The sequence below is a fragment of the Stenotrophomonas sp. As-7 genome (assembly GCF_030291015.1).
Lineage (GTDB): Bacteria > Pseudomonadota > Gammaproteobacteria > Xanthomonadales > Xanthomonadaceae > Stenotrophomonas > Stenotrophomonas lactitubi.
This window is the reverse complement of record NZ_CP127405.1, coordinates 986,692-999,473: the sequence shown is the minus strand read 5'-3', so window position 1 is coordinate 999,473 and position 12,782 is coordinate 986,692. Positions and strand designations below refer to the sequence as shown.

The 12,782-nt window shown below is 65.6% G+C and carries 8 protein-coding genes; all 8 read left to right on the top strand.

The features are described 5' to 3' along the window. The first annotated feature begins 70 nt into the window (after positions 1-70). The 8 genes from phoB to lpxH all read left to right on the top strand — a co-directional run bounded on the left by phoB (position 71) and on the right by lpxH (position 12,757). On the top strand, positions 71-760 hold the full coding sequence (phoB, locus tag QP457_RS04540; protein ID WP_089239076.1) for a phosphate regulon transcriptional regulator PhoB: 690 nt from the start codon (positions 71-73) through the stop codon (positions 758-760). 105 nt (positions 761-865) lie between these two features. Continuing rightward, entirely contained in the window at positions 866-2,197 is a 1,332-nt protein-coding gene (phoR, locus tag QP457_RS04535; protein WP_025878120.1) for a phosphate regulon sensor histidine kinase PhoR, read from the top strand. Positions 2,198-2,201: 4 nt separating this feature from the next. Continuing rightward, the gene (gene ppk1, locus QP457_RS04530; protein WP_025878118.1) at positions 2,202-4,289 is read left to right on the top strand and encodes a polyphosphate kinase 1; all 2,088 of its coding nucleotides are present in this window, start codon (positions 2,202-2,204) and stop codon (positions 4,287-4,289) included. A 1,052-nt stretch (positions 4,290-5,341) separates the two neighbouring features. Next, positions 5,342-6,868 carry an exopolyphosphatase gene (gene ppx, locus QP457_RS04525; RefSeq protein ID WP_180163722.1) on the top strand — a complete coding sequence of 509 codons (1,527 nt, stop codon included), beginning with the start codon at positions 5,342-5,344 and terminating at the stop codon, positions 6,866-6,868. 314 nt (positions 6,869-7,182) lie between these two features. After that, on the top strand, positions 7,183-10,119 hold the full coding sequence (locus QP457_RS04520; protein WP_205406352.1) for a TonB-dependent receptor: 2,937 nt from the start codon (positions 7,183-7,185) through the stop codon (positions 10,117-10,119). A 166-nt stretch (positions 10,120-10,285) separates the two neighbouring features. Then, positions 10,286-11,431, top strand: coding sequence for a glycosyltransferase family 1 protein (locus QP457_RS04515; RefSeq protein WP_205406353.1), 1,146 nt, complete (start codon positions 10,286-10,288; stop codon positions 11,429-11,431). Next, a complete protein-coding gene (locus QP457_RS04510) occupies positions 11,412-11,951 on the top strand; it encodes a phosphatase PAP2 family protein (RefSeq protein ID WP_025878111.1) in 540 nt (179 codons plus the stop codon). Before QP457_RS04515 ends, QP457_RS04510 begins: the two co-directional genes overlap by 20 nt. Before the next feature lie 59 nt (positions 11,952-12,010). Next, a complete protein-coding gene (lpxH, locus tag QP457_RS04505) occupies positions 12,011-12,757 on the top strand; it encodes a UDP-2,3-diacylglucosamine diphosphatase (RefSeq protein WP_180163718.1) in 747 nt (248 codons plus the stop codon). Positions 12,758-12,782: the final 25 nt, after the last annotated feature.

The window sequence follows — 12,782 nt, the reverse complement described above, 5'->3', positions numbered from 1 at the left end:
CAGTCACAAACATGTCATCAAACCGTAGTCTACTGGCACCACTCCAGTAACTGAGCCCTACGGTGCCCTCGTGCAGAAACGCATCCTGATCGTCGATGACGAGCCCGCGATCCGCGAAATGGTCGCCTTCGCCCTTCGCAAGGGCGATTACGAACCTGTCCACGCCGGTGACGCCCGCGAGGCCCAGACCGCCATCGCCGACCGCGTCCCCGACCTGATCCTGCTGGACTGGATGCTGCCCGGCACCAGCGGCCTGGACCTGGCCCGGCGCTGGCGCAAGGAAACCCTGACCCGCGAAGTGCCGATCATCATGCTGACCGCACGCGGCGAAGAGAACGACCGCGTCGGCGGCCTCGAAGCCGGTGTGGACGACTACGTGGTCAAGCCGTTCTCGGCGCGCGAACTGCTGGCCCGTATCCGCGCGGTCATGCGCCGCGCCCGCGACGATGACGAGGACGGCAGCGTGGCGGTGGGCTCGATCCGCATCGATGGCGCCGCCCATCGCGTGTTCGCCAACGACCAGCCGGTGCCGATCGGCCCGACCGAATACCGCCTGCTGCACTTCTTCATGACCCACCCCGAGCGCGTGTATACCCGTGCGCAGCTGCTGGACCATGTGTGGGGCGGCAGCGTGTATGTGGAAGAACGCACCATCGACGTGCATATCCGTCGCCTGCGCAAGACGCTGGAACCGTTCAACGCCGAGAACATGGTGCAGACCGTGCGCGGCGCCGGTTACCGCTTCTCCACCGCAACCTGAGCCTCGTCGTGCCGGCGCCGTGCACCCCACGGTGCCGGCGTCGGCAACTCTGCTATAACCCTCGGTTCACCTGCGTGAACCGCCGCAACCCACGACGAGACCGCAATGCCCCGCCACATCCGCTCTGCCTGGTTGAAGACACTGGCCACCGTGGCCACCGTGTTGCTGTTGGCCGGTCTGGTCGGATGGTTCACTGGCCACCTGTGGCTGTGCATCGCGCTGGCAGCACTGGCCACGCTGGTCTGGCATTACTGGCGGCTGCGCCGCGTGCTGCGTCGGCTGACCGCGCGCCAGCGCTGGGATACCGCCGCCGAAGGCACCGGCGTCTGGAACGAGCTGGACCGCCTGCTGTACCGCAACCAGGTCGAGATGCGCGTGCGCAAGCGACGCCTGTTGGACATGCTGCGCAGCTATCGCGCTGCAGCGGCCGCGCTGCCCGACGCCGTGGTGGTGCTGGACCGCAACAGCCAGCGCGTGCAGTGGTTCAACGAAGCGGCCACGGCGCTGCTCGGCCTGCACCATCCTGGCGATCTGGGTGAAGCCCTGGTCGAACGCCTGCAGCCGATGCCGCTGGCCCACTGGCTGGCCGGTGGCCGCAATGCCGAACCGATCCTGGACGTGCCCTCGCCGGTCGATCCTGCGATCCGCCTGAACCTGCGCCTGATTCCCTATTCGTCCGACTACTGGCTGCTGATCGCCCGCGACGTCAGCAAGCTGCTGCGCCTGGAACAGGTGCGCCGCGATTTCGTGGCCAACGTTTCACACGAACTGCGCACCCCGCTCACCGTGGTCCACGGCTACCTGGACATGATGGACCCGGAGGATTTCCCGGGAACCGGACCGATGCTGGAAGAGATGCGCAAGCAGAGCCAGCGCATGGCCCAGCTGGTGGAAGACCTGTTGACCCTGTCGCGGCTGGAATCGCAGGAACACAGCGAAGCAGAGACGGTGGCCATGCAGCCCATGCTGGCCACGCTGCGCCGCGAAGCCGAGGCGCACAGCCAGGGCCGCCACCAGATCAGCATCGACGACCTGGCCGGCGTGGACCTGCAGGGCTCGACCAAGGAACTGCACAGCGCCTTCTCCAACCTGGTCACCAACGCGGTGCGCTACACCCCGGCCGGTGGCCGCATCGCGGTGGAGTTCCGCCGCGAGGGCGATGGTGTGGTGCTGGCGGTGCGTGACACCGGCTACGGTATTCCCGCCACGCACCTGCCGCGCCTGACCGAACGGTTCTACCGTGTCTCCAGCAGCCGCTCGCGCGAAAGCGGCGGCACCGGCCTGGGCCTGTCGATCGTCAAGCACATCCTCGGTCTGCACCACGCACGCCTGGAAATCGACAGCGAGGTCGGCAAGGGCTCGGTGTTCGCCTGCCATTTCGATGCCGACCACGTGCGACCGCGTGAGTCCGCCCCCCTGACCTCCTTCGAAGAATGACGCCATGAGCAGCCTCGGATCCCTCCCCCTCCCCGTGAGCACGGACAGCGATCCGTTGCGCGACCCGGCGCTGTACATCAACCGCGAACTGTCGCAGCTGGATTTCAACTTCCGCGTGCTGGCACAGGCGATGGACCCGCAGGTGCCGCTGCTGGAGCGCCTGCGCTTCATGTGCATCTCCTGCACCAACCTGGATGAATTCTTCGAGATCCGTGCCGCTGCGGTCCGTCATGCGCAGGAGTTCGGCCTGCCGCCGGCCCCGGACGGCATGAGCCCGCAGGCCATCCTCAATGCCATCCACGAGCGCGCCGCCGAGCTGGTGGACCAGCAGTACCGCTGCTGGAACCAGACGCTGCGTCCGGCGCTGATGGAGGCCGGCATCGGTGTGCTCGGCCGCAATTCCTGGACCCATCGCCAGAAGCGCTGGCTGCGTGCCTACTTCCGCAACGAGATCATGCCGGTGCTGTCGCCGCTGGGCCTGGATCCGGTGCATCCGTTCCCGAAGATCCTCAACAAGTCGCTGAACATCGTGGTGGTGCTGAAGGGCACCGACGCGTTCGGCCGCAGCGGCCACCTGGCCATCGTGCGCGCACCGCGTTCGCTGCCGCGGATCATCCAGCTGCCGGAAAAACTCGGCGGGCCGCAGAACTTCGTGTTCCTGTCCTCGGTGCTGTCCACCTTCGTGGACGAGTTGTTCCCGGGCCTTGAAGTGCTGGGCGCCTATCAGTTCCGTGTCACCCGCAACTCCGAGCTGGTGGTGGACGAGGAGGAAGTGGAAAACCTGGCGCTGGCCCTGCGCGACGAGCTGGTGGACCGTGGTTATCGTCCTGCGGTGCGCCTGGAAATCGCCCACGACATGCCGCGCGACATCGTCCGCACCCTGCTGCAGAACTTCGGCCTGACCGAGAACGCGGTGTACCGCATCGATGGACCGGTCAACCTCAACCGCATCATCCAGCTGTACGACCTGATCGCGCAGCCGGACCTGAAGTATCCGCCGATGACCCCGCGCACCCTGCGCGACAGCGACGGCATCTTCGAGACCGTGGCCCGCCAGGATCTGCTGCTGCACCACCCCTTTGACGCGTTCGCAGCGGTGCTCGACCTGATCCGCCAGGCCGCGCTCGATCCGAACGTGCTGGCGATCAAGCAGACCCTGTACCGCACCGGCAAGGACTCCTTGATCGTCGATGCACTGATCCAGGCGGCACGTGCCGGCAAGGACGTGACCGTGGTGGTCGAGCTGCGCGCGCGGTTCGATGAAGAAGCCAACCTGGGCCTGGCCGATCGGCTGCAGGAGGCCGGCGTGCAGGTGGTGTACGGCGTGGTCGGCTACAAGACCCATGCCAAGATGCTGCTGATCGTGCGCCGCGAAGGCCGCAAGCTGCGCCGCTACGTGCACCTGGGCACGGGCAATTACCACAGTGGCACCGCCCGCGCGTACACCGACCTGAGCCTGATCACCGCCGATGCCGACATCGGCAACGACGTGCACCTGCTGTTCCAGCAGTTGTCCGGGCTGGCCTCGAAGATGAAGCTCAAGCGCCTGTTGCAGTCGCCCTTCACCCTGCATACCGGGATCCTGGCGAGGATCGAGCGCGAGACGCGCATCGCCGCCGCCGGGCGACCGGCGCGGATCATCGCCAAGATGAACGCCCTCAACGAAGCGCAGGTGATCCGTGCGCTGTACGCCGCCTCGCAGGCGGGCGTGCAGATCGACCTGATCATCCGCGGTGCCTGCACCCTGCGCCCGGGCGTACCGGGCGTGTCGGACAACATCCGCGTGCGCTCGATCGTCGGCCGTTTCCTGGAACACAGCCGGGTCTACTGGTTCGGCAACGACGGCGCACCGGAGTTGTACTGCGCCAGCGCCGACTGGCTGGAACGCAACCTGCTGCGCCGGGTGGAAACCTGCTTCCCGATCCTCGACCCGGCACTGGCCAAGCGGGTCTATCGCGAAGTGCTGCAGAACTACCTGGACGACAATCTCAACGCCTGGGAACTGGATGCCGAGGGCATCTACCACAAGCGCGCCCCGGCCCACGACGAAGCCCCGCATTCGGCACAGATGGCGTTGATGCAGGGACTCTGACCTGGTAGGTGCCGACCTTGGTCGGCACGTTTGGATGCATCCACGCATGGCATGGATCTACCGTGTCGACCAAGGTCGACACCTACCAACAGCCGCAGCGACCTGTCGAAGGTCGACAGATGCAGGGTCTTTGATCCGGTAGGTGCCGACCTTGGTCGGCACGTTTGGATTCATCCACGCATGGCGTGGATCTACCGTGTCGACCAAGGTCGACACCTACCAACAGCCGCAGCGACCTGTCGAAGGTCGACAGATGCAGGGTCTTTGATCCGGTAGATGCCGACCTTGGTCGGCGAGTTTGGATTCATCCACGCATGGCGTGGATCTACCGTGTCGACCAAGGTCGACACCTACCAACAGCCGCGGCGACCTGTCGAAGGTCGACAGATGCAGGGTCTTTGATCCGGTAGATGCCGACCTTGGTCGGCGAGTTTGGATTCATCCACGCATGGCGTGGATCTACCGTGTCGACCAAGGTCGACACCTACCAACAGCCGCGGTGACCTGTCGAAGGTCGACAGATGCAAGGTCTTTGATCCGTTAGATGCCGACCTTGGTCGGCACGTTTGGATTCATCCACGCATGGCGTGGATCTACCGTGTCGACCAAGGTCGACACCTACCAACAGCCGCGGCGACCTGTCGAAGGTCGACAGATGCAGGGTCTTTGATCCGGTAGGTGCCAACCTTGGTCGGCACGTTTGGATTCATCCACGCATGGCATGGATCTACCGTGTCGACCAAGGTCGACACCTACCAAGAGCAGGCCATGCCATTCCGACCGATCGCGGAGATCTGTCGAAAGCGGGGTGGGTCCGGTTGCGGGGGTGTCCGCGGCATGGATGCCGCGGCCAAGCCCCCAAGGATGGGTTCACGGCGTCCCCCGCAACCGGACCCACCCCGCCATCCCACGGATACCCCGCTTTTGACGTTGACGTTGATGTTGACGTTGACTCTGCGGGTGCAGGGCGCAGCCCTGCCGCCGCCCCCCCACCACAAAATGTGAAGGCCGCGCGGTGACGAGTTCACCGCCCCTTCGGCTAACATTCGCCCATGCCGCATACCACCACGACTCCGCCCGCATTGCAGGATGGCGACCTGCTGGCCGCCATCGACCTTGGCTCCAATAGTTTCCACATGGTCATCGCGCGTTACACGCTTGGCCAGCTGCGGGTGATCGACCGCCTGCGCGAGACCGTGCGCATGGCCGACGGCCTGGACGGCAAGGGCGGACTCTCCGCAGCAGCGCGGCAGCGCGCGCTGGAGTGCCTGGCCCGGTTCGGCCAGCGCATCCGCAACGTCCCGCCACATCGCGTACGTGCACTGGCCACCAACACGGTGCGCCAGCTGCGTTCGCCGCAGGCCTTCCTGATGCCGGCCGAAACCGCACTCGGGCATGCCATCGAAGTGGTCAGTGGCCGCGAAGAGGCGCGCCTGATCTACCTGGGCGTGGCCCATGCACAACCGCCCAAGCCCGATCAGCACCGCCTGGTCATCGATATCGGCGGCGGCTCGACCGAATTCATCATCGGCAAGGGCATGCAGACCCTGGAGCGCGAGAGCCTGCAGGCCGGCTGCATCGCCAGCACCCGCCGCTTCTTCCCGGGCGGCAAACTCAGCAAGAAGCGCTGGAAGGATGCACTGGCCGAAATCGGCCGCGAGTTCCAGCCGTTCGCCAGCAAGTACCGCGCGCTGGGCTGGCAGGAGGCACTGGGGTCGTCCGGCACCCACAAGGCCATCAGCGAGATCTGCGCGACGATGAAGCTGAGCAAGGGCGCGATCACCGCCGAGGCCCTGCCGCAGCTCCGCGATGAGCTGCTGAAGGCCAAGAAGATCGACGACATCGTGCTGCCCGGCCTGTCCAGCGATCGCCGCCCGATCATCGCCGGCGGCATCCTGGTGCTGGAGGCAGCGTTCCAGGCGCTGGGCCTGCAGAAACTGCTGGTCAGCAAGGCCGCGATGCGCGAGGGCATCCTCTATGACATCCTCGGCCGTGCCGGCGACAACGACCCGCGCGATGAATCGGTGGCTGCCCTCACCCATCGCTACGGCATCGATACGGTGCAGGCTGGTCGCGTGCAGGACACCGCACTGTCGTTGCTGGAGCAGGTGCAGGAACGCTGGAAGCTGGATGCCGATGATGCACGCATGCTCGGCTGGGCCGCACGCCTGCATGAGCTGGGGTTGATGATCGCCCACAGCGGTTACCACGTGCATGGCAGCTACGTGCTGGAGAACTCTGACATCGCCGGTTTCTCGCGGCAGGAGCAGCAGATGCTGGCGACGCTGGTGCGCAATCACCGCCGCGGCATCAGCAAGACCGCCTTCGATGCCATCCCCGAACGCCTGCTGCTGACGGCACGGCGCCTGGCTGCCCTGCTGCGCCTGGCGGTACTGCTCAACCGCGCGCATGAAGATGCACCGCTGCCGGTGCTGGAGCTGACCGCTGACGACAGCCGCCTGTCGCTGATCGTGCCGCAGGCCTTCATCGATGCGCGGCCGCTGCTGCGCGCCGACCTGATCGGCGAGACCGAAGGCATCGCCGGACTGGGCATCCAGTTCCGTCCGTTCGTGGTCTGAGCAGGGCGCCGGGCGCCCACGCATCGCCGTCGGCGCCCGATTACATTTCGTTACAGTTCGCGCAATCGACCGCCGATTCCTGCTGCAACGCAGCAGCTGGCGGCGCTTGCGCGTGCCGCGTCTTCACGTAAACCCCTGCTTTTGTTCACGTTTGGTGAAAACAGGTGATGCGTAACGACACAAACCGACATGCGCTCTTTACAGAGCATTAACCAACGAGACTACTATCGGGTCATCGGCTCGGTCTTGGACCCGCCGATTCCTTCGACGCCCGTTTTGGCGTCCTTTGCACGACCCGAGAGAGAGAGCTCGTCATGACTTCACGCACCACCGCACTGGGGCAGGCCATCCGCTACGCCCTGGCAACCACTGCCACCCTGGCCGCCCTGCCGGCGTTCGCACAGAGCGGCAGCACTGCCTCGCCGACCAACCTGGACCGCATCGAGATCACCGGTTCGCGTATCCGCCAGGTCGACGTTGAAACCGCCCAGCCGGTGCTGGCGCTGAGCCGGATGGACATCGAGCGCCAAGGCTTCAGCTCGGTCTCGGACATCCTGCAGAACGTCACCGCGATGGGCACCCCGACCATCAGCCGCGCCAACGTGCTGACCGCCGGTGAGAATGCCGGTGGCACCTACGTGGACATGCGCGGCCTGGGTACCCAGCGCACGCTGGTACTGATCAACGGCAAGCGCCTGGGCATCAGCACCTCCGGCTACCAGGACCTGTCGGTCCTGCCGGTGTCGGCGATCGAGCGCGTGGAGATCCTGAAGGATGGCGCCTCGGCCATCTATGGTTCCGACGCCATGGCCGGCGTGGTCAACATCATCACCCGCAGCAATGTCAGCGGCGTGACCGCCAATGTCTACCACGGCCAGTTCAGCGAGGGTGACGGTGCCCGCGACCGTGTCGACGTGGTTGCCGGCTGGTCCAATGACCGCTTCTCGGCCACCCTTGCACTGGAGCACTCCGAGGAAAAGGCCGTCTGGGCACGTGACCGCGGCTTCAGCCGTTACAGCAACACCGATCGTCACCCGACCGAAGGTTGGACCACGACCAGCCAGTGGGGCCAGTTCACCGGCCTGCGTGGTCCCGGTTGTACGGTCGCAGCCGGTTGCGGCTACTCGCTCAACCGTGGCGCCGACCCGACCAAGCCGGGCAACTACCACCTGACCGATCCGGCCGCATTCACCGGCGACACCAGCAACACCAACGATCAGATGCACCTGAGCTATCCGATCAAGCGCGATTCGGTGTTCTTCTCCGGCCAGGCCAACATCACCGACAACGTCCGCTTCAAGACCGAACTGGGCTACAACAAGCGCTCCTCGACCCGCGTCACCGCTGGCTATCCGCTGGCTTCCAACACGCTGGGCGCGACGGGTGCTGCGGGCAACATGTCCATCGACAGCTACTTCAACCCGTTCGGCAACAAGAACGGCTATGCGACGCCGACGTCGGTGGCGTGGAACCGCCGTACCTGGGAAATGCCGCGCGAAAGCACCAGCGAGCTGAAGACCTACCGCGCCGTCGCCGCTTTCGAAGGCACCTTCGACCTGGGCGAGCGCTACTTCGACTGGGAAGTGGGCTACCAGTACAGCAAGAACGAGCTGACCCAGCACACCACTGGCAACCTGCACAAGCAGCGTGTCATCGATGCAGTGGGCCCGTCCTACTTCAACAACGCCACCGGCAAGGTCGAGTGCGGCAGCGCTGCGGCTCCGAAGGCCAACTGCATGGTGTGGAACCCGCTGGTTCCCTACGGCGTGCAGAACCCGTATGGCCTGGACGGCAACCAGGCGCTGCAGGACTGGCTGTTCCCCGCCGAGAACGCCACGGGTGAAACCACGACCAAGAACTGGTTCGCCAACCTGAGTGGCAGCTTGCTCACCCTGCCGGCAGGCGACCTGGGCTTCGCATTCGGCCTGGAAAACCGCGAAGAGAACGGCAAGTTCATTCCCGATGCCCTGGCCCAGACCGGCGCGACCACCAACCTGGCCGCTGGCCCGACCGGCGGCTCGTACAAGGTGAAGGAAGCCTACCTGGAGTTGAACGTGCCGGTGCTGGCCGACCTGCCCGGCGCGCGTGAACTGAGCTTCAACGCAGCTACCCGCTACTCCGACTACAACACCTTCGGCGACACCCTCAACAGCAAGTTCGGCTTCAAGTGGAAGCCGATCGACCAGCTGCTGGTGCGTGGCACCTGGGCCGAGGGCTTCCGCTCGCCGACCATCAACGATCTGTACGGCGGCGGCTCGCAGACCTTCCCGACCTTCAGCGATCCCTGCGACAGCGTGTACGGCTCGGCCCGTTCCAACAGCGCCGTGCGTGCACGTTGCGCCCAGGACATTGCCAACATCGATACGTACCGCCAGCTGGACAGCACCAACAGGCCGACCAGCGGTTCGAGCGCGGCCAGCCCGGTCGCGTTCACCTCTGGCTCCAACCCGGACCTGCTGCCGGAAACCTCGACCAGCCGCACGCTGGGCGTGGTGTGGAGCCCCACTTTCATCAGCAACTTCAATGTGTCGCTGGACTGGTGGAAGATCCGCATCGACAACACCATCGTGTCCGACAGCTCGAACCAGATCCTGATCGACTGCTACGAGCAGAACATCGAGTCGCGTTGCGCGCGCTTCTCGCGTGATCCGGTCACCGGCATCGTCACCGGCCTGAAGTTCGGCAACCGCAACGCGGGCTTCGCCGAGACCGAAGGCTACGACATGGACGTCAGCTACCGTCTGGATACCGACTACGGCAAGCTGAGCACCTCGTGGTCGACCACCTACGTCAGTTCGAACATCAACCGTTCGTCCAATGACGTGGCCACCGTGCCGACCACCACCAACGGTATCGCCACCAACACCGGCATCGGCTTCCGCGTGCGCTCCAATGCCACCATCGGCTGGGACTACGAGAACTTCGGCGTCAGCTGGACGGCGCGTTACTACTCCGGTGTCAAGGAGCAGTGCCTGAGCCTGCCGAACCACCCCGACGAGTGCTCCGATCCGGGCGTGTACGCACCGTGGTACAAGGGCGCGCGCAACTACAACGAGCGCGGTTCGGTGACCTTCAACGACGTGCAGGTGCGTTACAAGCTGCCGTGGAACGCCACCGTGTCGGTTGGTGCCAACAACGTGTTCAACCGCCTCGGACCAGTGATGTACACCAAGCCGAATTCGGTGTACTCGTACTCGGGCAGCTTCGACATCGGCCGTTTCGTGTACATGCAGTACAAGCAGAGCTTCTGATCCATACGCTGACGCAACACCACGACCACGGCCCTGCGGGGCCGTGGTTTTTTTGTGCCCCGGAACTACGCAGGCCTCGCCTTGCCTGGCCGTCATCGCGCTGTCGCAAAGCGGTCATGTCGGCTACATCGCCAGGCCCGAGCATGCGTAAAACCGGAGGCCCGCCATGCGCTATGCCATCGTCACCGAAACCTACCCGCCGGAGATCAATGGCGTCGCACTGACCGTGCAGGGCCTGGAGCAGGGATTGCGCGCCGCCGGCCACGAGGTCGACCTGATCCGCCCGCGACAGGCCAGTGAAGCGCTGGAGGCGGCACCGGGCACCCTGCTGGTTCCGGGTGCGGCCTTGCCGCGCTATCCCGGCCTGCGCTTCGGCCTGCCCGCACCGATCCGGCTGGGCCGGCACTGGCGGCAACAGCGCCCGGACGCGATCTACGTGGCTACCGAAGGCCCGCTGGGCTGGTCGGCGCTGCGCACCGCGCGCCGCCTCGGCATTCCGGTGGCTACCGGATTCCACACCCGCTTCGACGAATACCTGCCTGACTATGGAGTGGCGTGGCTGCAATCGGCGGCAATGCGCTGGATGCGCCGCTTCCACAACCAGGCCGACGCGACCCTGGTGCCCACCCGTGAACTGCAGGAATTTCTCACCGAACAGGGTTTCGAGCGTGTGCGCCTGCTCGCGCGCGCGGTCGACAACCAGCAGTTCGACCCCGCACGCCGCGACCCGGCGCTGCGCGAAGAATGGGGCATCGATGGTACGGGGCTGGCAGCGATCTACGTCGGCCGCATCGCCGCCGAAAAGAATCTCGGCCTGGCGGTGAAAGCCTTCCGCAAGCTGCAGCAGGTGCGTCCGAAAGCACGCTTCATCTGGGTCGGCGATGGCCCGGCGCGCGAAAAACTGGCCCATGAGAATCCCGATTTCATCTTCTGCGGCATCCAGCGTGGCGATGCCCTCGCCCGCCATTTCGCCAGTGGCGACCTGTTCCTGTTCCCCAGCCGCAGCGAGACATTCGGCAACGTGACCCTGGAAAGCATGGCAAGCGGCCTGGCTACTGTCGCTTTCGACTACGGCGCGGCCCGCGAGTACCTGCGCAACGGCGAGAATGGTGCGGCAGTGGATGACGACGAGCAGTTCGTGCAGGCGGCAGTTCAACTGGCTGCCGATGACGCCCTGCGCCGCGAGTTGGGCGGCAACGCGGCACGGGCGATGAAGCGGCTGCACCCACAGCAGGTAGTGGCGGAGTTCGAAAACCTGCTGGCGGAACTGGCCAATGCGCGGAGGAGCGGACATGCGCACCACGCCGCTTGAGCTGCTGGCCGGCCGCGAAGCGCGCTTGTGTCGCCGCGCCAACCACTACTGCCGACGTCGCCGCGTGCGCCGCGTCTTCTCGATCATCAGCCGGCTCGGCGATGGCGTGTTCTGGTACGTATTGATGGGCGCGCTGGTGCTCATTGATGGCTTCGATGGCCTGCGTGCATCGGTGCACATGGCCGCCACCGGCCTGGCCGCACTGCTGCTGTACAAGGGGCTGAAACGTTGGACCCGGCGACCACGACCGTACGCGGCCGACCTGCGTATCCGTGCCTGGGTGGCGCCGCTGGATGAGTTCAGCTTCCCGTCCGGGCATACCCTGCACGCGGTGTCGTTCACCATCGTCGCGCTGGCCTACTACCCCTGGCTGGCACCGCTGCTGGTGCCGTTCACCTTCGGCGTGGGCCTGTCGCGCGTAGTACTGGGCCTGCACTACCCGAGCGACGTTCTGGCGGCCACCGGCATCGCTGCACTGCTGGCCTCGGCCAGCCTGGCCTGGCTGCCGTTGCCGGTGTGATGCCCGGCGACTGCGCAGGGCCCTGCGCTACCGGCGAAGCGATGCCCTAGAATATCCGCATGACCACGCTGTTCATCTCCGATCTGCATCTGGACCCCAGCCGTCCGGCCATCACCGACCTGTTCCTGCGCTTCCTGCGCGAGGAGGCGCCCGGCGCCGACGCGCTGTACATCCTCGGCGATCTGTTCGAAGCCTGGATCGGCGATGACACCCCCTCGGCCGCAGCCGATGCGGTGGCCGATGCGCTGAAGGTACTGTCCGACAGCGGCGTGCCGGTGTTCTTCATCCGCGGCAACCGTGATTTCCTGCTCGGCGAAGACTATGCCCGCCGCGCCGGCCTTCGCATCCTGCCGGACCCGTGCATGATCGAGCTGTACGGCCGCCCGGTGCTGCTGCAGCACGGCGACCTGCTGTGCACCGATGACATTCCCTACCAGCAGTTCCGCGCCCAGACCCGCGATCCTGTCTTCCAGGCGCAGTTCCTGTCGCAGCCGCTGGAAGCGCGCATCGCCTTCGCGCAGAAAGCGCGCGATGCGAGCCAGGCGCGCCAGTCGGAAATGAAACAGGGCGATCGTGCGCAGTTCGAAACGGTCACCGACGTGGCCCCGGCCGAAGTGGAAGCCACTTACGTGCGCCACGGCGTGGACACGATGATCCATGGCCATACCCATCGCCCGGCGATCCACACCCTGCAGGCCGGCGGACGCAGCTGCACCCGCATCGTGCTGGGCGACTGGTACGAACAGGGCTCGGTGCTGCGCGTGGATGCCAACGGCTGGACGCTGGATACGCTCAGCCGCGAATGATGGATCGCAGGGTGCCAACCAAGGT

Coding starts and splice junctions, on each gene's coding strand:
- QP457_RS04515 (WP_205406353.1), top strand. CDS start 10,286: ATGCGCTATGCCATCGTCACCGAAACCTACCCGCCGGAGATCAATGGC.
- QP457_RS04520 (WP_205406352.1), top strand. CDS start 7,183: ATGACTTCACGCACCACCGCACTGGGGCAGGCCATCCGCTACGCCCTG.
- ppx (WP_180163722.1), top strand. CDS start 5,342: ATGCCGCATACCACCACGACTCCGCCCGCATTGCAGGATGGCGACCTG.
- QP457_RS04510 (WP_025878111.1), top strand. CDS start 11,412: ATGCGCACCACGCCGCTTGAGCTGCTGGCCGGCCGCGAAGCGCGCTTG.
- lpxH (WP_180163718.1), top strand. CDS start 12,011: ATGACCACGCTGTTCATCTCCGATCTGCATCTGGACCCCAGCCGTCCG.
- phoR (WP_025878120.1), top strand. CDS start 866: ATGCCCCGCCACATCCGCTCTGCCTGGTTGAAGACACTGGCCACCGTG.
- ppk1 (WP_025878118.1), top strand. CDS start 2,202: ATGAGCAGCCTCGGATCCCTCCCCCTCCCCGTGAGCACGGACAGCGAT.